General features: G+C 48.0%; 17 protein-coding genes. 5 read left to right on the forward strand and 12 right to left on the reverse strand.

The annotated features are described in order from the left end of the window. Nucleotides 1-2 precede the first annotated feature (2 nt). From E4T81_RS10900 to E4T81_RS10925, 6 genes are all read right to left on the reverse strand, one after another. Nucleotides 3-1,754 carry a phospho-sugar mutase gene (locus E4T81_RS10900; RefSeq protein ID WP_135044451.1) on the reverse strand — a complete coding sequence of 584 codons (1,752 nt, stop codon included), beginning with the start codon at nt 1,752-1,754 and terminating at the stop codon, nt 3-5. A gap of 123 nt (nt 1,755-1,877) precedes the next feature. Then, nucleotides 1,878-3,551, reverse strand: a complete 1,674-nt coding sequence (locus E4T81_RS10905) for a M23 family metallopeptidase (protein ID WP_135044453.1) — start codon at nt 3,549-3,551, stop codon at nt 1,878-1,880. Next, nucleotides 3,548-4,096 carry a DUF3332 domain-containing protein gene (locus E4T81_RS10910; protein ID WP_135044455.1) on the reverse strand — a complete coding sequence of 183 codons (549 nt, stop codon included), beginning with the start codon at nt 4,094-4,096 and terminating at the stop codon, nt 3,548-3,550. Before E4T81_RS10910 ends, E4T81_RS10905 begins: the two co-directional genes overlap by 4 nt. Nucleotides 4,097-4,136: 40 nt before the next feature. Next, the gene (locus tag E4T81_RS10915) at nt 4,137-5,522 is read right to left on the reverse strand and encodes a transglycosylase SLT domain-containing protein (RefSeq protein WP_135044457.1); all 1,386 of its coding nucleotides are present in this window, start codon (nt 5,520-5,522) and stop codon (nt 4,137-4,139) included. 5 nt (nt 5,523-5,527) lie between these two features. Further along, nucleotides 5,528-6,694 carry an AIR synthase related protein gene (locus E4T81_RS10920; protein WP_135044459.1) on the reverse strand — a complete coding sequence of 389 codons (1,167 nt, stop codon included), beginning with the start codon at nt 6,692-6,694 and terminating at the stop codon, nt 5,528-5,530. A gap of 27 nt (nt 6,695-6,721) precedes the next feature. Continuing rightward, nucleotides 6,722-7,534 carry a phosphatidate cytidylyltransferase gene (locus tag E4T81_RS10925; RefSeq protein WP_135044461.1) on the reverse strand — a complete coding sequence of 271 codons (813 nt, stop codon included), beginning with the start codon at nt 7,532-7,534 and terminating at the stop codon, nt 6,722-6,724. 343 nt (nt 7,535-7,877) lie between these two features. On the opposite strand from E4T81_RS10925, the gene E4T81_RS10930 reads away from it, so the two are divergent. The 5 genes from E4T81_RS10930 to E4T81_RS10950 all read left to right on the forward strand — a co-directional run bounded on the left by E4T81_RS10930 (nt 7,878) and on the right by E4T81_RS10950 (nt 13,382). Then, nucleotides 7,878-9,401 (forward strand): sensor histidine kinase KdpD, encoded by a 1,524-nt coding sequence (locus tag E4T81_RS10930; protein WP_135044463.1) that lies wholly within the window; start codon nt 7,878-7,880, stop codon nt 9,399-9,401. A 6-nt stretch (nt 9,402-9,407) separates the two neighbouring features. Beyond that, nucleotides 9,408-10,118, forward strand: a complete 711-nt coding sequence (locus E4T81_RS10935; RefSeq protein WP_135044465.1) for a response regulator transcription factor — start codon at nt 9,408-9,410, stop codon at nt 10,116-10,118. A gap of 171 nt (nt 10,119-10,289) precedes the next feature. Then, nucleotides 10,290-11,420 (forward strand): galactokinase, encoded by a 1,131-nt coding sequence (gene galK / locus E4T81_RS10940; RefSeq protein ID WP_135044467.1) that lies wholly within the window; start codon nt 10,290-10,292, stop codon nt 11,418-11,420. A 9-nt stretch (nt 11,421-11,429) separates the two neighbouring features. After that, entirely contained in the window at nt 11,430-12,473 is a 1,044-nt protein-coding gene (locus E4T81_RS10945) for an aldose epimerase family protein (protein ID WP_135044469.1), read from the forward strand. Nucleotides 12,474-12,479: 6 nt separating this feature from the next. After that, nucleotides 12,480-13,382 carry a sugar phosphate nucleotidyltransferase gene (locus E4T81_RS10950; RefSeq protein ID WP_135044471.1) on the forward strand — a complete coding sequence of 301 codons (903 nt, stop codon included), beginning with the start codon at nt 12,480-12,482 and terminating at the stop codon, nt 13,380-13,382. A gap of 76 nt (nt 13,383-13,458) precedes the next feature. On the opposite strand, the gene E4T81_RS10955 is transcribed toward E4T81_RS10950, so the two are convergent. From E4T81_RS10955 to E4T81_RS10980, 6 genes are all read right to left on the reverse strand, one after another. Continuing rightward, nucleotides 13,459-15,906 (reverse strand): endonuclease MutS2, encoded by a 2,448-nt coding sequence (locus E4T81_RS10955; protein WP_135044473.1) that lies wholly within the window; start codon nt 15,904-15,906, stop codon nt 13,459-13,461. A gap of 17 nt (nt 15,907-15,923) precedes the next feature. Beyond that, entirely contained in the window at nt 15,924-16,697 is a 774-nt protein-coding gene (locus tag E4T81_RS10960) for a prephenate dehydrogenase/arogenate dehydrogenase family protein (protein ID WP_135044474.1), read from the reverse strand. A gap of 12 nt (nt 16,698-16,709) precedes the next feature. After that, entirely contained in the window at nt 16,710-17,789 is a 1,080-nt protein-coding gene (locus tag E4T81_RS10965) for a bifunctional 3-deoxy-7-phosphoheptulonate synthase/chorismate mutase type II (protein WP_135044476.1), read from the reverse strand. Between the two features lie 15 nt (nt 17,790-17,804). Continuing rightward, a complete protein-coding gene (locus E4T81_RS10970) occupies nt 17,805-18,989 on the reverse strand; it encodes an aminotransferase class I/II-fold pyridoxal phosphate-dependent enzyme (protein WP_135044478.1) in 1,185 nt (394 codons plus the stop codon). Then, nucleotides 18,979-19,830, reverse strand: coding sequence for a prephenate dehydratase (locus tag E4T81_RS10975; RefSeq protein ID WP_209308186.1), 852 nt, complete (start codon nt 19,828-19,830; stop codon nt 18,979-18,981). The genes E4T81_RS10970 and E4T81_RS10975 overlap by 11 nt, the downstream gene beginning before the upstream one ends. Before the next feature lie 271 nt (nt 19,831-20,101). Then, complete coding sequence (locus E4T81_RS10980; protein WP_245207064.1) at nt 20,102-20,743, reverse strand: MBL fold metallo-hydrolase; 642 nt, start codon at nt 20,741-20,743, stop codon at nt 20,102-20,104.

Below are 20,743 nucleotides of genomic sequence, written 5' to 3' on the forward strand. Positions count from 1 at the left end.
TATCAATCAATGCCAAGGTCTTTCTTTATCTGTTCAATCTTGTTGTTGGCGTCAATATTGGCCTTTTCATAGTCAGCGGCTTCTTTCATGACACCTCTTACCTCAACATAGAACTTGATTTTAGGCTCGGTTCCTGAAGGACGTACCGACACCTTTGTGCCGTCGGCAGTGAAATACTGGAGCACATTGCTGGTAGTGGGCATGTCCATCTTGGTTATCTCGCCTGACTTCATGTCTTTCATGTTCAGGTCAGCATAATCCTTTACAAGCACAACGTCGCTTCCTGCAAGCTGCTTGGGCGGGTTGGCGCGGAACTCCTTCATGATTGCTATAATCTCTTCCGCTCCTGACTTGCCTTTACGTACAAGCGAGATGCCGGCTTCATGAGAGTAACCATATTTGATATAGATGTCCTGAAGCATCTGGAGGAAGTTCATGTTTTTGGTCTTAGCCCAAGCAAGTGCCTCAGCCATGAGTGAGATAGCCGATACGGCGTCTTTGTCACGGCAGAAGTCTTCAGCAAGGAATCCGTAGCTTTCCTCTCCGCCTCCGAGATAGCGGCCCACTCCTTCGTTTTCACGGATTACCGCTGCAATCCACTTGAAGCCGGTGTAGCAGTCATACATCTTGAAGCCGTTCTGGTCAGCAATAGACTTGATTGTCTCGGTGGTGACGATTGTCTTTACGATATACTCCTTGCCGGTAATCTTTCCGAGCTCCTTGTTACGGGTCATGATGTAGTTGAGGAGTATCATTACAATCTGATTACCGTTGATAAGCACGTATTCGCCATTGTCATCGCGTAAAACACAGCCGATACGGTCAGCATCGGGGTCAGATGCAAGGATAAGGTCGGCGCCTACTTCCTTTGCCTTTGCGATTGCCATCGCCATTGCCGAGGGGTTCTCGGGGTTGGGTGACTCTACAGTGGGGAAGTCTCCGCTTGTAACGTCCTGTTCGGGCACATTGATTATGTTGGTGAAGCCATAATTGCGAAGTGACTCGGGGATAAGTGTCACGCCGGTGCCGTGGATAGGGGTGTAGACAATCTTCAGGTCATGATACTTTGCCACGGCTTCGGGGCTTAATTGCAATCCCTTGATTGCGGCAAGGAATTTTTTGTCGATTTCATCACCGATGATAGTGATTTTTGACTTGTCGCCCTGGAACTTGACTTCTCCTACGCCTGCGATTTTCTCCACATACTCGATGATATTGGTGTCATGAGGAGCGATAATCTGAGCGCCGTCAGACCAATATGCCTTGTAGCCGTTATATTCCTTGGGGTTGTGGGATGCAGTGATGTTTACACCGCTCTGGCAACCGAGTTCACGGATTGCGTAAGATAGCTCGGGAGTGGGGCGGAAGCTGTCAAACAGATACACCTTGATTCCGTTTGCCGAGAATACATCGGCTACGATTTCAGCAAAAAGGCGGCTGTTGTTACGTACGTCATGACCTACGACAACCGAAATTTCAGGCAGGTCCTTGAATGCGACCTTCAGATAGTTGGCAAGTCCCTGAGTGGCTGCTCCTACTGTATATTTGTTCATACGGTTGCTTCCGGCACCCATGATACCGCGAAGACCGCCTGTTCCAAATTCCAGATCACGGTAGAAAGAGTCGATAAGCTCTGTCTTGTCGTCGGCGTCAAGCATGCGACGCACTTCAACTTTGGTCTCTTCGTCGTAACCGTCGCCCAGCCAGGTATTGGCTTTCGCGATTACCTCTTTCATCAAATCTTCATTCTCCATGTTGGTATTATTTTTGATTTTGTGTTGTTAGTTATATGGCAAAGATAGTGTTTTGTAGCTATAAAAGCAAGCAAGTGGTTAAAATAATCGGATAGTGTCAGAAAATATCGACAGTTTGCATTGTCACCAAGTAAATCCACCGGAATAGTCGGCGGTGTTACCTGCGGCGTCGGTCACCTTCAGGCTCACCGAGTGATGCTTTCCTTTGTCAAAACGTCGTGGATCCATGACAAAACTTAACCGCCCGGTTTTTCCGTCAAGCTCAAACAGGGCAAATTTACCGTCGATTTCGCCTCGCCAGCTTTTCACTCCGCTGAGATTGTCGCTGATTTTAAAGCTTATTTTGCCTTTTTTGCCCCATGAGGCGGGGATTTCAGGCTTTATTACCGGATCCACATTATCGGTAGTGACAGCAAATGATCCGAGCGCGCTCGGAGTGCCTGTTATTGTGCCGTTACTGTATTTGGAGTCAACACGGCTTACTCTTTTGCCATTGATGCGCACAAGGACATATTTCTGCTTGTCGGCTATTGTATCGTGGGGCAGGTCTATCTCTATTACATACTCTCCGGCTACAGGGATTGTGCGGTCGGCTATTTTGTATATCGGGGTGAGATAGGTCTGTGACGGAGAGGTGCTGACCGAGAAGTTCAGGTCATCATAAAAAGTGCCGGCGGGAAACTCGAGTCTTATGCCATCGTTTGACCATGTGTTTTTGCCGTCAAAATTAAAACGGTCGCCTTCGGCGGTAATCTCTGTTATCGGGCGTTTCACGCCTTTTATCGTAAACGGCACTCGCTTCGTGTTGCCGTGTTCGTCGGTCAGAGTCCACTCGCAGTTGTAATCGCGCTCTTCGTTGATGTCGATAATGCCATTTTCTTCAGTGGTGACCATATAGTCGAGAGGTGATGCCGCCGGTTCGTAGGACCACATTGTCCACGACCCGTTGTTGACGACTCCGGCATAGTCTACAAGGGTGTTGACCGCTCTGGTTGTAGCGAAGCTGAAGCGGTCGGTCTTCCTGCGGTAAATCTCCTTGCCGTCAACCTTTAGCGAAAGATGCTTTACGCCGTATATATTGGTCGTTCCGGTCATCTTGTCATAAGCCTTGATGCCGGGTATGACTTTTCCCCATGCCGTGAAGGGTTGGTTGAACGATGCGGGGACATGAGTCTCCGGGCTCGGTTTGCCGTCGACCTCACCTTCTCCTTTTACCGGATACAGCGAGATTGAGCGTATCTCGGGAGCCACATCGTCTTTAATGTAACTCTTGAAGTAGGGCATAGGGTCAAGCGGGTCTTCTGTCGCTGTGTCGCGGATGTCCATGTGGAGGTGCGGGCCGCCTGATGACCCGGAGTTTCCGCTTAAAGCGATTTTTTCGCCTTTGCCTACAGGTATTTCGCCGGGTTCAAAAGTGAGGTCAACCGAAAACTGCTCGCGGTCATACTGGATGTCGCGCACTTTGCAGTCGATCTTGTCGGCAAACTCCTGGAGATGTCCGTATACGGTGGTTATGCCGAGAGAAGGATGAGTGACATATATTGCCCTGCCAAATCCCCACGGCGATACAACCACGCGTGACACATATCCGTCGGCGGCACAATATATGGGTAATCCTGTCCTGCCCTGTGTCTTGAAATCGAGACCGGAATGGAAATGATTGTTGCGCAGCTCACCAAAATTACCGCTCAACAGCAAAGGGATGTTGAGCGGCTTGGCAAGTTCAGGCAACTCGCCTGCACTGATTGACGGCATTGACGCAATCAATGCAGGGAGTAGTAGAAAGCGTATTTTCATCGACGGGCAAATGTAGTTCCTGCGGCGATATTCTGATAAGCGAGCACTCCGTCATGAGAGAGTTCTACAGGCTGCATTGTGCCATCGGGTGCGATCATCTCTACATGGGTGTCATCGATGAATGTCATAAGCTTGTAGCTTTCGCTTCCGTTTGCGCTGACACTCCAGCTGCGGTCAGAGTCATTAAAGTCAAGGCGGACGATGCTGCCATCGTTCTCGCTGGTTATGGTGTAGCCGGTCTTGTCACACTCTACTATGTATTTGCCATCCTGTCCGTCTATCACCTTTTTGCCATAAGCGACAGGGTTGTTTCCGCTCCAGAACTCGATGGAGTTGAACACAACTACATCAGCGAAAGCTGAAACTTCATATACGGGAATAATCCAGAATGCAAAGAACACCAGCTCGTTGACAAATTTGTTGCTGATAGTCTTGTTCCATGTCAGTAACTTGTTGGTCAATGCAAAGCTTCCGATGCATGAAGTGGATAGCATGGATGCCGCGAGGGCAAGCACTACTGCGACGCTGAGATACTTCTTTTTCATAATAGAATGTTTTTTTGTTTGAGTTAATGAGATTATTGTTTTAGAGTGCCACCTGTCTTTGGCAACGCTCATAAAAGTCAAGCACTTTTATGACATATTGTGTGGTCTGTTTCCCTCGGAAATAGCCGTATTTACACACCGGGTCGTTGTAATACTCCGGGTTGGCTTTCATCATGAGGGCTTCCTCGACATTCCCACTCCACACTTGCGGGTTTTTGCCATATTTTTTAGCAAGAGCGATTGCGTCATAAATATGGGCTATGCCCGAGTTATATGCCGCCAGAATGAATTTTCGTCGCTCTTCCGGATCGGCGACATGCTTTTTGAGCGATTTGTCAAGATCTTTCAATATTGCCACCGCAGTGCGGATATTAGCTTCCGGGTCGGTAATCTTTGATGACGGAAGACCATAGGCTGTGGCGGTGCGCGGCATTATTTGCATGATTCCCCTCGCTCCTGCCCATGACACTACATTGGAGTCAAAATGGCTTTCCGTATATCCTTGCGATGCAAGTATTCGCCAGTCCCAGTCAATCTGTGGCGCATATTTTCGGAACAGATGGTCGTAAGGCGAAATCTTGCCTCTTGACAGGTCGATATTGTTGACCGGATTCTCTTTGCTAAGCTCAAAATAGCGTTTCAGCAATCTTGCCTGGGTGTTTTTCGGTTCACTGTCGGCAAGCCAATTGTCAATGCTGTCGGCAAGCCATTGCTTGTCGGTCGCCACTCCCCATGACGAGCGTTGCGGAAAACTGATTTCCATGCCGATGTCAAGAGAATTGTAATATGTCTTATTCAATTGGGCGATGTCGCTGTCTACTACCGTAAGAGGAATTTTTCCGTTGGAGACCATTTCTATGAGGTCTTCGGTGATGAGGGTGTCTTCGGCTACGGTATGGATTATGATTCCGCCGCCGAGCTCTTCGTTCAGGTTGTTGAGGCGATGTTGATATTTTGAATCTTTCTCAACATAGATTTCTCTGCCTACGAGCTGAGTCACGTCAGTGATGTGGTCTTCACCACGGCTTTTGGGCTGGACCAATACCTGGTGGGTGATGTTTTCCGGTCCACAGGGTATTACGCGCCCGCGATATTCCGCGGTAATCGGAATCTCGTAAGCCGCCACGTCTACGTCGCCTGAGTCGACCATCTCGATAAGGGCGGCGAGACTCGGCGCTACTTTAAGGTCTATGACTATGTCTTTGTCTTTTCCAAATCCGGAAATAAGGTCATAGTCATAGCCCATTTTTTCTTCGCGATATATAAAATAGGATGTAGGGCTGTAAAGTGTGCCGACGCGCAGGGTGTCGGGCAGTTTACCGATAGAGTCGTTGTCGTCTCCGGCACCGGCGCCTGCGTGACGGCATCCTGTCATGGATGCCGCCGCGAGTATCAGCGATGGAAGGATAAGACACAGCCCTCTCATAGACGTTAGTATTCAAAAGTCCCTTTGTCGGAAATGATGGTAAGCTTGTTTGCCGGAGCGTCTTCAACTCTTCCCACAATTTGAGCCGGGATGCCCATAGATTCCGAGATTTCAATTACGCGCGCGGCGTCGTCGGGGGAGAGATAAATCTCCATGCGGTGTCCCATGTTGAACACTTTGTACATTTCTTTCCAGTCAGTGGCTGATTCACGCTGTATCATGTCAAACAGCGGCGGCACGGGGAAAAGGTTGTCTTTTATGACATGCTTGTCGGTTACAAAGTGCATGATTTTTGTCTGTGCTCCGCCTGAACAGTGTACCATTCCATGAATCTTTGACCGCATTTCGTCAAGCAGACGCTTGATTACCGGCGCATAGGTGCGGGTGGGGGAAAGCACCAGTTTGCCTGCGTCAAGAGGGGTGCCTTCGACTTTGTCCTGAAGGCGCATAGTGCCGGAATATACAAGCAATTCGGGAACTGCTGCGTCAAAACTTTCAGGATATTTAGCTGCAAGTTCATGACAGAATACATCGTGACGCGCCGAAGTCAGTCCGTTAGAACCCATTCCGCCGTTGTATTCTTTCTCATAATCGGCTTTTCCATAGCTTGCAAGCCCTACGATGACATCTCCGCCTTTTATATTGGCATTGTCGATGACATCGCTGCGTTTCATTCGGCATGTCACGGTGCTGTCCACTATTATGGAGCGCACAAGGTCGCCGACATCTGCTGTCTCACCGCCTGTACTGTAAATGGTGACTCCCATTTCACGCAGTTCGGCAAGCAGCTCTTCGGTCCCGTTTATGACTGCTGCGATTACCTCGCCCGGTATAAGCATTTTGTTCCTGCCTATAGTGGAGCTTACGAGGATATTGTCGGTCGCTCCTACGCAAAGAAGGTCATCGATATTCATTATAAGCGCATCCTGCGCTATCCCTTTCCACACACTGATGTCGCCCGTTTCCTTCCAATAGATGTAGGCAAGTGACGATTTTGTACCTGCACCGTCAGCGTGCATGATGTTGCAATATTCGGGGTCGCCTCCGAGATAGTCGGGTATTATCTTGCAGAATGCCTTGGGATATAGTCCCTTGTCGATATTCTTTATGGCGTTGTGTACATCTTCTTTTGATGCAGAAACACCCCTCATGTCATAGCGCTGGTCGCTCATAATGATGATTAATTTATTATGTGAGATTTATAAATATACGGTGAAAAACAGATAACACAGTGTTGCCGGAAGCACACACAGCAGTGAGTCGATACGGTCAAGTATGCCACCGTGTCCGGGCATGATATTGCCTGAATCCTTGACGTTAAGGGTGCGCTTGATCATTGATTCGACCAGGTCGCCCCATGTCGCGAAAATTGACACGGTCAATGCCATCCCTACAAGCTTGCCGATAGGCATATCCATGAAATACCCCGGCCAGAATGTGCCGAACAGGAGTGCTGCCGCGATGCAGAACACAATGCCTCCCCAGAATCCTTCCCATGATTTCTTTGGCGAAATGCGGGGGAATAGCGGATGTCGCCCGATTGAACAGCCGACAAGGAACGCTCCCGTATCGTTAAGCCATATGAAAATGAACATGGCGAGGGCTATATGCTGATTCATTAATGAAAGGAGAGATATGGGGAGCGCTATGTAAAGCTGCCCCATGAATGAATAGGCAAGATTTACAAGACCGGTGGATTTGCTGATGTAAAGTTGCATCACGAGGCGCGCAAGAAGGTATAAAAGATAGACGACCGGACCGGCGAGCAACTGATAGTTGACGTAGCCCCACACGCCTCCGACTAAAGTCATGGCGCCTAACGTGTCGATGACACAGATGCCGTTATTACGATTCTTGACATTATGATTGCAAAGAGTAAAATACTCTATTTGAGCGAGTATTACAAGGAGCAGGCACAAAGATAGCACGGTCCACTTGCTTACAAGCACACCGGCAACAATAAGTGCGACATAGATTGCGCCTGAGAAACTGCGCAACAGGATATTCTTCATCTATCTACTTAAACAAATAAATTTTGGCTCAAAAATACATAAAAAATATGAATTGATAAAATAACACAAAAAAAGAGTGGGATGTTTACTGTCATGTAAGAAAGAGGATGGAGAGTAGATTCATGATTACGTGCCGGAGAGTCACCGAGTGTGGTTTAATGGTGATATTTATATAAATTAATGTGTAGTAATTTTGGATTTTCACACAATTATGTTAATTTTGCATTTAAGTGTTAATTTAATGCGCTCTTTTTTAAACGGCGATAAAACATTTAACGCTTGCTTTTGTTAACATTATATAATTATAAAGAAGCTTACATATTAAGCGTGTATAATAATTGAAATGAAGAAAGCGACTATTTGGTTTCTGACGATAATAATGGCCCTTACATTCTGTGGGTTACTGTACATTCAGGTCATGTATATGAATGACATGATAAGGATGCGCGACGACCAGTTTGTCGAGGGCGTGAGGCGAAGTCTTTACAGCGTGTCCACCACTCTGGAGCAAGACGAGACCCGTCATTTTCTTGAAGAAGATGCCGCTGCAATAGAAAGTTCGATATTCTCTCAGGTCGACACCAAGAAGCGAAACGGCATAGGCAGTCTGAACTATTCGTTTACCACCCCCGAAGGGCTTGAGGCAAATCTTACGATACAGGGCAATCTCAAGTCGCTTCCCCAGGCCGATGCCACTCCTAAGAAAAATGATTACAGCAATATGCAGGAGAGCATAAGAGGTCAGTATCTTTACCAGCGGGGCTTGCTTAATGAAGTCATACTTAACATATTGAGCCAGTCGAGCAATCGCCCCATACAGGAGCGTGCCGACTCTGCGGTGGTCGACGGCTATCTTCATTCCGAGCTTGAAAACAATGGCTTGAACCTGCCGTTTGAGTTTGCGGTGGTCAACCGCGGGGGCAGGGTGATATATAAGTCAGCCGGTTACAACAGTGCCGATATCGAACATAACAATATGTTTGTCCAGACATTGTTCCCCAATGACCCGGCGAGCCGTACCAACTATCTTAAAGTGTATTTCCCCACTAAAAACGATTATATCCTTTCATCGGTAAAGCTGATGATACCGTCATTCATTTTCACGATAATCCTTCTGATTGTATTCCTTTACACAATCATCATAGCTTTCAAGCAGAAGCGGCTTACGGAGATGAAAAATGACTTTATCAACAACATGACCCATGAGTTCAAGACGCCTATTTCATCAATATCACTCGCGGCCCAGATGCTTAATGACGATTCGGTAAGGAAGTCGCCGGCGATGATGCAGCATATCGCGACAGTAATCAATGACGAGACCAAGCGTTTGCGTTTTCAGGTCGAGAAAGTGCTCCAGATGTCTATGTTTGACAGGCAGAAGGCAACTTTGAGGCTACAGGAAATTGATGCCAACAAGGCTATCGCAAATATTGTGTCGACCTTCAAGCTCAAAGTCGAGAGCTATGGCGGAAAGATTGTGAGCGACCTTGCGGCTGATGATTCAATCGTGGAGGTGGATGAAATGCACTTTACCAATGTGATATTTAACTTGCTTGACAATGCTGTCAAATATCGCAAGGAGGACGCCCCGTTGCAATTAAAGGTGACTACAGCCGATATATCGGGCAACCGTCTTGAAATCCGTATCTCGGACAACGGAATCGGTATACGCCGGGATGACCTTAAAAAGATTTTTGAAAAGTTTTATCGTGTCTCCACGGGCAACCGTCATGATGTAAAAGGCTTCGGTCTCGGTCTTGCCTATGTCCACAAGATGGTGACGGAGCTGAAAGGCGACATACGCGTGGAGAGCGAATTTGGAACAGGAACAACATTTATAATTATATTACCACTCACAAAAAACTAAATTATTATGGAAGAGCGTTTGCGTATATTACTATGCGAAGATGATGAGAATCTTGGCATGTTGCTGCGAGAATATCTCCAGGCAAAAGGCTTCAACGCCGATTTGTTTCCCGACGGAGAGGCAGGTTACAAGGCGTTCCTTAAAGGGAAGTACGATCTTTGTGTGCTTGACGTGATGATGCCGAAAAAGGATGGCTTTGCGTTGGCTCAGGAAATCCGCACTGTCAACTCTGAAGTGCCCATTATTTTCCTTACGGCTAAATCCTTGAAAGAAGATATACTTGAAGGCTTCAAAATCGGAGCGGATGATTATATCACCAAGCCTTTCTCTATGGAGGAGCTTGTGTTTAGAATTGAAGCTATCCTGCGTCGAGTAAAGGGTAAGAAGGGCAAGGAAATCACGATGTATAAAATCGGCAGATTTACCTTTGACACCCAGAAGCAGGTGCTTATGATTGACGACAAAGTGACTAAGCTTACCACCAAGGAGTCGGAACTGTTGAGCCTGCTTTGTGCCCATGTCAACGAAATTCTTGAACGTAACTTTGCGTTAAAGACCATATGGATCGACGACAACTATTTCAACGCACGATCAATGGATGTCTACATCACCAAGTTGCGTAAGCATCTTAAAGATGATCCTTCGATTGAAATCATCAACATCCACGGTAAGGGCTATAAGCTCATCGCTCCCGAGGTTGAGAGCAAGAGCAACTAAATCAGAGTTTATGTAAAAGATAAGGACGCACTATTCGGTGTGTCCTTATCTTTTTTATGCCAAATCGTGGTAATTAAGTAGCGGCAGTCATAGAGTATTGGAAATATTTGTTTAAATTTGCGATATGTAAACATCGATTATTAACCTGAAACAATAATAACTATTATGAACATGAAAGAGACAATCAAGCAGTGCTTCAGCGAACGCTTCGGGACTGCGGGTACGGTATATGCCTCGTCGGGTCGTATCAACCTGATAGGCGAACACACCGATTACAATGGCGGCTTTGTATTCCCCGGCGCTATCGACAAGGCGATTATGGCAGAGATTAAGCCTAACGGGACTGACAAGGTGAGAGCTTATTCGGTTGATATTGATGAATATGCTGAATTTGGACTGAATGAGGAGGATGCTCCCCGTCAGCAGTGGGCAAGATATATATTCGGTGTTTGCCGTGAGATTATCAAGCGAGGCGGGAAAGTAGAGGGCTTTGATACCGTATTTGCCGGAAATGTCCCTCTCGGCGCCGGATTGTCTTCATCGGCTGCGCTTGAAAGTTGTTTTGCGTTTGCGCTTAACGATCTTTTTAATGACAATAAGATTGACAAGTTTGAACTTGCTAAAATAGGTCAGTCGACAGAGCATAATTATTGTGGTGTGAATTGTGGCATTATGGACCAGTTTGCATCAGTATTTGGAAAGAAGGACAATCTTATTCGTCTTGATTGCCGTTCGCTTGAATATGAATATTTCTTGTTCAAGCTTGATGGTTACAGACTGGTGCTTGTCGACTCGAAAGTAAAGCATGAGCTTGTTGACTCTCCGTATAACAAGCGCCGTGCGTCATGTGAGCATGTAGCAAATGTGCTTGGCGTGGAGACACTACGCGACGCAGAGCTTGCCGACCTTGAAAAAGTAAAAGACAGCATCTCTGAGGAAGATTACAATCGCGCCAAATATGTGATTGAGGAAAAACAGCGTGTGCTTGATGTATGTGACGCCTTGGAGAAGGGTGACTACGAGACTGTAGGCGACCGCATGTACAAGACTCATGAAGGAATGTCGAAGCTTTATGAAGTGAGCTGCATAGAACTTGACTATCTCAATGACATCGCAAAAGAATGTGGGGTCACCGGCTCGCGTATCATGGGCGGAGGATTCGGCGGTTGCACAATCAATCTTGTTAAAGATGAATTGTATGACAACTTCATAGCGACGGCAAAGAAAAAATTTGCTGAAAAATATGGTCATGAGCCTCAGATATATGATGTCGTGATTTCTGATGGAGCAAGAAAAATTTAAGATATAATTATGGATATTGAGAAGAAGAGTGTAAAATCGCCTAAGGGCGATATTACACTCTATACATTAACAAATAAGACAGGAGCGTCGGTGACGGTTTCGAGCCTCGGTGCGGGAATCGTTAGTGTGATAGTCCCCGACAGGGATGGAAAGCTTGCCGATGTTTCTCTCGGATATGCGAATCCTGCCGACTATTTCGGCGACGGTCCATGTGCCGGCAAGACTCCCGGACGATATGCCAACCGTATAGCAAAAGGGCGGTTTAAGATAGGCAACAAGGAGTATTGTCTCGCGATTAACAACGGACCCAACGCGTTGCACGGCGGTCCCGAGGGCTTCATGAACCGTATATGGGAATCGGAAGCAAAAGGGAGCCACGTCAAGTTTACATACACGTCGGCCGATGGCGAGGAAGGCTATCCAGGGGAGGTAAAGGCGACGGTCATCTATACATGGAATGATGATAATGAGCTTAAAATAGAGCTTCTTGCCGAGTCAGATAAAAAGACCGTCGTGAATCTTACCAATCATGCCTATTTTAACCTTGATGGAGAGGACAGCGGCACTGTGCTTGACCACGAGTTACAATTGTTTGCTTCACGATGGCTGCCGACCGATGACACCCAGATTCCTTTAGGCGAGATAGCCGAAGTAAAGGATACACCGATGGATTTCACCGCTCCCAAGAAAATAGGCAAGGAGATTCATGCTGATTTCGATGCACTGAAGATAGGAAAAGGCTATGACCATTGCTGGGTGCTTGACGGCTGGCACAAGCATACGATAATCAAGGCGGCACGCCTGTGGTCGGATAAGAGCGGCAGGGTACTGGATGTCCTGACTACACAGCCCGGAGCGCAAGTGTATACCGGCAATTGGCTCGGAGGCAGCCCTGTCGGTAAAAGCGGACGCCCTTATAACGATTATGACGGTGTGGCTATTGAATGTCAGGGTTTCCCTGATGCACCAAACCACCGCAATTTCCCCTGCCAGCTGCTTGGTCCCGGAGAACTTTATGACCAGACAATCATATATAAATTTTCAACGAAGTAATTTAGGATGAAACCTACACTATTTGTACTTGCGGCAGGTATGGGAAGCCGCTACGGAGGGCTCAAACAGCTTGACCCGCTTGGACCCAACGGAGAGACAATCATGGACTACTCTATCTACGACGCCATGCAGGCGGGTTTTGGTAAAGTCGTATTTGTAATCCGCAAGGATTTTGAAGAAGATTTCCGCAATAAGATTCTTTCAAAATATGAAGGACATATACCCGTGGAGGTCGTTTTCCAGTCGACCGACGCCCTGCCTGATGGATTTACATGCCCTGCCGACCGCACAAAACCTTGGGGCACCAACCATGCCGTGCTCATGGGTAAGAGTGTTATCAACGAGCCGTTTGCTGTCATCAATGCCGATGACTTCTATGGTCGTGACGCTTTTGCCGTGATGGCAAAGGAGCTTATGCGTGAGCGTGACAGGAAAGGCGATTACTGCATGGTAGGATTCCGTGTGGGCAATACGATGACTGAAAACGGTTCAGTGGCACGTGGTGTCTGCGAGACAAAAGACGGGCTGCTATCATCGATTGTGGAGCGCACTGCTATAAGCTATGATGACAACCATGACATTGTTTTTGATGATGAAAACGGCGATAAGTGTCATCTTCAGCCTAACACTCCGGTGTCAATGAATCTTTGGGGCTTTACTCCCGATTATTTTGACTTTAGCGAGCGCGAGTTTGTGAAGTTCCTTGAAAAGGACCTGAACACCCCGAAGTCAGAATACTTCATCCCTCTTGTGGTTGACACTCTGATTAATTCGGGTGAGGCTACTGTCAAGGTGCTGGACACCGATTCAAAATGGTTTGGAGTGACATATGCTGCCGACCGTCCCGGAGTCGTGGCTAAATTTGCCGAGCTTCATGACAATGGCACTTATCCGGATAAACTTTTCTGATTGATATAGTCAAGCAGGCAAAAAGGAGAGCGACAGCTCTCCTTTTTGTGTTTTAACGCTATTGTCCGGCAGACTCTTAATCAAGGTCTACGACCGTTATTCCGGCACCGCCGAATTGCACATGCTCGTCGCGATATGACCTTACTCCGGGCACAGTGTCGAGGTATTGCCGAAGGTATTGCCGCAATGCTCCGGTGCCGGTTCCGTGAAGGATTCTTACGGTCTTGGCGTTGAATCTTATGGCGTCATCTATATAATATGTCAGAGCCTGTACCGCCTCGTCGACTCTCATGCCGCGCACATCTATTTCCTGCTTGAAGTTTAGCTGATGTTCTCGTTGAGAGTCGGAAGTGGCGCCTCCTATTACTGCAGTCGTGTTTGTCGCTCCCGACTGAGCACGCGCGATGGTGAGTTTCAGTCGGTCAAGCTTCACGTTGGTTTTCAAAATGCCGAAAGCTACTGTGGCGTTTTTACCTTCGATTGCGAGCACTTCGCCCACGGTGCCTTGTCCGTCAAGCTTTACATTGTCTCCGATTCTTATTGGTCTGTCAGTCTTTTTCGAGTCATTGACCGCCTTTGGCTTTTTACGCTTCGGCGCTTTTTCCAGAAGCGGATGCTCCCGGCTGTCAGCATTGGCGAGGCGTTCTTTCTCTTCGGTCAGCTTGCGTCGTGCTTCTATAGTTTTTTCTTTTTCAGCCTGGGCAAGCTTTATTTCGTGGATTGTGCGCTCGATAGAGGCGTTGCTTCCTTCAAGTATCTTCTTGGCTTCTTCTTTTGCCTCGTTCAATATGGCTCTCCTGCTGTCGCGCAACTGCTGTGCCTCATCTTCATATCGAGTAAGCTGCGCTTCAAGTTTTTTCTCCTTTTGTCTTATGGCAAGTCGCTTGTTTTCCCAATATCTGCGGTCGCGTGCGATATCAAGAAGATATTTGTCCATGTTTATATAGTCGCTGCCAACTATTTCCTCGGCGTCGGAGATAATATAATCGGGCAATCCTATTTTCCGGGCAATCTCTACGGCAAATGAGCTGCCCGGATTGCCTATTGAGAGACGGAACATCGGGCGCATGAGATGACGGTCGTAGAGCATCGAGCCGTTAATCAGGCCGTCGGTGTCTTCAGCGAAATGTTTGAGATTCTGGAAATGGGTAGTGATTACACCCCACATCTCTTTTCCGTTGAACTGCTTTAATATCGCCTGTGCTATGGCTCCGCCGATCTGCGGCTCCGTACCTCCTCCGAATTCATCGATAAGGACAAGTGTCGACCGGTTGCCATTGGCGAGGAAATATTTCATGTCCTTCAGGTGGGAGCTGTAGGTACTCAGGTCATCTTCGATTGACTGGTCGTCGCCTATGTTGACAAATATGTCGCTGAATATGCCTATGTGGGAGTTTTCGTAGACAGGCGGAAGGATTCCGCATTGAGCCATGTATTGCACGATGCCGACTGTCTTCAGACACACTGACTTTCCGCCGGCATTGGGTCCGGAGATTATCAGAATCCTGTTATGTGGCGTCAGTGTGATGTCGAGCGGCACTATCTCCTTGCCTTGTCGGCGGAGGGAGAGGAGCAGGCCGGGGTGGACGGCATGATACCATTCGATTTCCGGCTTGGATTCAAGGATGGGCATGTGGGCGTCAATCTCGCGGGCAAATAATGCCTTTGCATGAATGAAGTCAAGCTCGCCCACGATGGAAAGGCTTGCCGAGATTTCATCGATGTGGGGACGCAGGTCGTCGGCGAGCAGGGTCAGGATTCGTGCTATTTCGCGGCGCTCTTCAAGTTGAAGCTCTCTCACGCGGTTGTTTGCCTCGACGATTTCCGCCGGCTCGATAAATACGGTCTTACCCGATGCCGACTCGTCATGGACTATACCGCTGATGCGGCGCTTGTTCATCGGCGGGACGGGGATTACAAGCCTTCCGTCCCTGATAGCCGGATTTGTGTCGGGCTCGATGTAGCCTGCCTGTGCGGCACGGGATATAACCCTGCGCATCATAGAATTGATTGTGCCCGCCGTGGCTGAAAGCTGCGAGCGTATTGCTGCAAGTCCGGGTGAGGCGTTGTCCTTTATGTTTCCAAACCGGTCGATTATCCGGTCAATCATCCTGATTATCTCAGGAAACGCCACGAGCAGTCGTGCTTTTTCGTCAAGATACGGATATTCCGAACCTTCTTCATGGCGCTTTGAATTGAAGAAGGCTACAAGCCCTCCGATGGTCTCAAGCCCTTTTCTTACCTGAGTGAGTTCCTGAGCGGGAATCATCGTGCCCGGAATCCGTATGGTTGCAAGAAGTTGTGAGATGTCGGAAATACCCGATAGCGGAAAATCTTCGCCTGACTCCAGTATCGTGACAAGCTCTGACGTAGAGATAAGAGAGGCTTTCACTACCTCATAATCGGTAGAGAAAGCCATTGAATCGCAATAGTCAACTCCTGCCGGTGACTGACATCGCTCTTTGAGAAGTGACCTGATTGCTGTAAAACCTACTTTATTCTCGAATGAATTGGGATATATCACTTTGATAATAAAATTTGTTACACTAAATTTTGACGCACCTTGTCAAGATATGCCTGCATTGCTTCCGTGTCGCGTCGTTCAACGATGTCTTGTAGTTCGGAAAGCTTCTTTTGTATCTTTTCAAGCTGTCCCGATGTATTGGGGTTGAAAAGAATCTCGCTGAGCAGGTAGTCGTCTTCACTCATAAGGCCGTCGGCTATTGCTTTGTGGCGCTTGAAAGTTGTGCCGGGGGCATCCTGATGTTTCATGCAGCCTGCAAAAACGAGAGTTGACGCGAAAGGTATCGACAAGGAGTAGGCGATAGTCTCGTCATGCTGGCTGAACGTATATTCCTCGATGTGCAACTTCAGGCTGCTGTAAAGGTCTTTGAAAAACACCTTGCCGAGATGGTCGCCTTCCGAGATGATTATGGCGTTTTCGTTGCTCAGATTGCTTAGCGAGGCAAATGTGGGACCAAACATAGGATGAGTTGACACATACGGGTGTCCGCATTTGGCGTAAAACTCAGGAAGACCAGTCTTTACCGATGCTATGTCGCTAAGTATGCATCTCTCTGTGAGATGAGGCAGCACGGCATTGAACGCGTCAAGGGTATATTTTACCGTGGCGGCGTTTATTACCATGTCGGGCTCAAATTCGTCGACCTCCGACAGATTGCTGAAACGGCGGCACATATAGGTAAACAGTAACCTGCCCGGGTCTGTGTCAAAGATTGCCACATCATGCTTCTGGCTTAGCAGGTCGCAGAAAAACGACCCCATTTTGCCTGCTCCTATAATCAATATCTTCATTATGACAATCGTTTAGTGGGTACGGTCGTTAAAAACCTCAATCTGCTGTCTTACCGACTCTTCGTGGATAGCTGCGAGAACGTTGCGCATGAACTCGCCGCTCATGCCCATCTCTTCAGCAAGCTTTGCGCGTGATTGCATTATTTCGTCGTGTCGTCCTATCTGCAATACCGGCATACGGTGTTCTTTCTTGTATTGTCCGATTTCGCGAGATACTCTCATTCGCTTGTTAAGCACTTCGAGCAGTTCGTTGTCAAGTTCGTCAATCTGTTGACGCAGAAGCGTAAGGCTTTCAGTCGTTACTGAAGAGTCACGCAGTACAAGGGTGTTAAGGATGAAGTTGAGCACATCGGGTGTCACCTGCTGTGCTTTGTCGCTCCACGCGCAGTCGGGTTCACAGTGGCTTTCTATGATAAGTCCGTCAAAGCCCATGTCAAGAGCCTGCTGCGACAGCGGAGCCACGAGCTCGCGTTTCCCACCTATGTGGCTGGGGTCGGAAATCAGTGGAAGATTTGGAAAGCGGCGGCGCAACTCGATGGGTATGTGCCATTGAGGCAGGTTGCGGTACAGATGTTTTCCATAAGAGCTGAATCCGCGGTGTATCGCTCCCAGTTTGTGGATGCCTGCGTTGTAGAGACGCTGGAGGGCTCCGATCCATAGTTCCAGGTCGGGGTTCACAGGATTCTTTACAAGCACGGGGACGTCAGCTTTTGCGTCATGAAGAGCATCGGCTATTTCCTGCATCGCAAACGGGTTTGCCGAAGTGCGTGCGCCTATCCACAATATGTCTACTCCTGCCTCAAGAGCCGCTTCCACGTGCTGTCGCGTGGCGACCTCGGTCGAGGTAAGCATTCCGGTCTCTTCTTTGACGCGACGGAGCCATTGCAGTCCTTCTGCGCCTACGCCCTCAAATCCGCCTGGTTTGGTGCGTGGTTTCCATATTCCGGCACGGAATATTTTAATGCCGTTTTTAGCAAGGTCTTTTGCTGTGGCAAGCACTTGTTCTTCAGTTTCTGCGCTGCAAGGTCCGGCTATGATGATTGGATGCAAGTCGTTGAGCGATCCTTGCAAAAGTGGTTGTAAGTCGGTCATAATATATTGTGATGTTTATTTGTTTTTATTCATTTTGTTTATACGGTCGAGGGCGAGCCTCATTTTTTCTTCTGTCGCGCATAGCGATATGCGGATGTATCTGTCGCCGTTGCTGCCGAATATAAATCCGGGGGTGATGAACACCGATGCATCATACAGCACCTTGTCGGCAAGCTCTTCGCTTGAGCCGTAGCTTTCAGGTATTCTGCCCCACAGGAACAGTCCGCTCTGGGCAGGGTCAAACCGGCATCCGAGCGCGGTCATGATTTCTTCCGCCACCTTGCGGCGTGATGCATACACGGCGTTTACTTCGTCATACCATTCCTTGCCTAAGGCAAATCCTTTTGCAGCGGCAAGCATTAGCGGCTTGAATTGTCCGGAGTCAATATTGGATTTTACTTTAAGTATCCAGTTTATGAATGTGGGATTGGAGGCGAGCATTCCTACACGCCATCCTGCCATATTGTGGGACTTGCTCATTGAGTTCATCTCGATGGCTATATCCTTTGCTCCGTCAACCTTGAGCAGGCTCAATGGCTTGTCGTTAAGTATAAAGCTGTAAGGGTTGTCGTGGGCGATGACTATATTGTGTTTTTTGCCAAATTCAATGATGCGCTCAAAGAGTTGCATTGTTGCGGGGGTTCCGGTAGGCATGTGCGGATAGTTTATCCACATGAGTTTTATCCTGTCGAGCGGGAGTCTTTCAATTGCTTCAAAATCGGGCATCCAGCCATTTTCCTCAGTGAGGTCGTAATTGAAAATCTCCGCCTGGGCGAGCCGGCTTACTGATGAATAAGTGGGGTAGCCCGGATTGGGCACAAGCACTCCGTCGCCCGGATTGAGGAATGTAAGCGACACATGAAGTATACCTTCCTTTGAACCTATCAAAGGCTGGATTTCCGTATCCGGGTCGAGAGTGACGTCATACCATTTTTTATACCAGTCGGCCATGGCTTTTCTAAGAGCGGGAAGGCCTACATAAGGCTGGTAGCTGTGGTTGCCGGGCTGTGAGGCTTCTTCCGCGAGGGTCGAGATTACGTCATGATGGGGCGGACGGTCGGGTCCACCAATGCCGAGAGATATGATGTCGGCACCCTTGGCGTTAAGCTCCGCAATCTCGCGCAGTCGTCTTGAAAAGTAATATTCCTTGACCTCCAGCACGCGGTCGGCGGGGGTTATAGAGAGTTCGTTATATTTCATTTTTGCAAGCTTTATATTCTCCTAATATTCTCAAGTCGTTAAGCAGTGGGCGCACAGCGTCTATCGACTGTCGGTATCGGGCAAAACTGTCAAATGTCAAGTCTACATAAAACCTGTATTCCCACTCTCTGCCGACAATGGGCATTGACTGTATCTTGGACAGGTTGATGTCGTAAAATGACAATATGGTCAATATCTTGGACAGCGCGCCTTTGCTGTGGGGAAGGGTAAACACGATAGAGGCTTTGTCGATTTCGCTTTCCGGAGGCATCATTTCTGACGCCATAAGCGGGTCGGCTATGATGAGAAATCGAGTGAAGTTGCGCTTGTTTGTCTCGATTTCACGACAGAGTATGTTCAAGCCATACAGGTTTGCCGCGTATTCACCACAAACGGCTGCGTGTCCCATGAGATTCTGTTCGGCTATTTCCTTTGCGCTCCCCGCCGTGTCAAATTTTTCAATCATTTTCAGATTGGGGTGACGGTGAAGAAATTGCTCGCACTGGCGCAGTGCCATAGGGTGGGAGTTGACCTCCGTAAGCTGGTCGATACTCTGCCCCGGCAGGGCGGCAAGTGTATGAGATATGCGCATTTTGAACTCGCCGACAATCTGCATGTGACTTTTTCTTAGAAGTTCGTGGTTTTGCAGAAGAGAACCGGCAATGGTGTTTTCTATGGCGAGAATGCCGATCATCGATGCGTCATCGGCGAGAAGTTCAAACATGTCGGGAAACGAGTCACACGGTACTGTCTCAATCTCCTCGTTGCCGAAATACAGTCTTGCCGCTGCGTCGTGATAGCATCCTGCCACACCTTGTATTGTCACGCGTTTAATTGTCATAGCCTGTTTATATAATAGTCAAAGTCCCGACCTTGTAATAAGGAGCGGGACTTTGATGTTTTGTTCAACTTATGTTTTGATTCAACAATTACACATGCTTACCCGCTTTTAATTTCCTGCGAAATAAAAGTAAGAAAAGTAATATGCGTAAAATCGAGTCATTAGTAATCGTTTTTGTTGTTTGACGCTACAAAAGTAAGTCATTTCTTTTAAATCTGCAACAAAATCGTGCAAAAATTAGAGAATTTCTTAATTTTTGTACATTCTTTTATCAAAGAAAAGGATTTTCACGTTTTTCCTCTCCGATTGTGGTCGGGTCGCCATGTCCGGGATATACAGTTGTATCGTCGGGAAGGGCAAACAGTTTGGTTGTTATGCCGTCGATAAGCTGGCTGTGGTTGCCTGCTACAAGATCGGTCCTTCCTATGCTGCGCCGGAAAAGTACATCGCCTGTTATTGCCCATTTTGACTCAGGGAAATACAGCACAAGGCTTCCGGGTGAGTGACCGGGCACCGACAGGATGTCGACCGTTTCGCCTCCGATGTCAATCTTGTCGCCGTCTTTAAGCTCGCGGTCGATTTTTACCGACGCCATGTCGTCGGGTAGTCCGAACATGCGGCATTGCATCGCCGCGCGTTCTCCCAGAAAGCTGTCGGCAGGGGAGGCTGCTATGTCAACGCCATATTTTTCCTTTATATACAGGTCGCCGAAAATGTGGTCGACGTGCATGTGAGTGTTTATGAGATTCCTTACGACAAGCCCGTTGTCAGATATGAATCTGTCAATGGCTGCCTGCTCCCTGTCGTTTATCATGCCGGGGTCTATCACCGCAGCCTCTCCGGTAGCCGGATTCCACACCAGATAGGTGTTTATTCCGAACATATTGAATGTGAATTGTTTAATCTTCAACAT

Source organism: Barnesiella sp. WM24 (genome assembly GCF_004570975.1).
In the GTDB taxonomy this organism is placed as follows: domain Bacteria; phylum Bacteroidota; class Bacteroidia; order Bacteroidales; family Muribaculaceae; genus Muribaculum.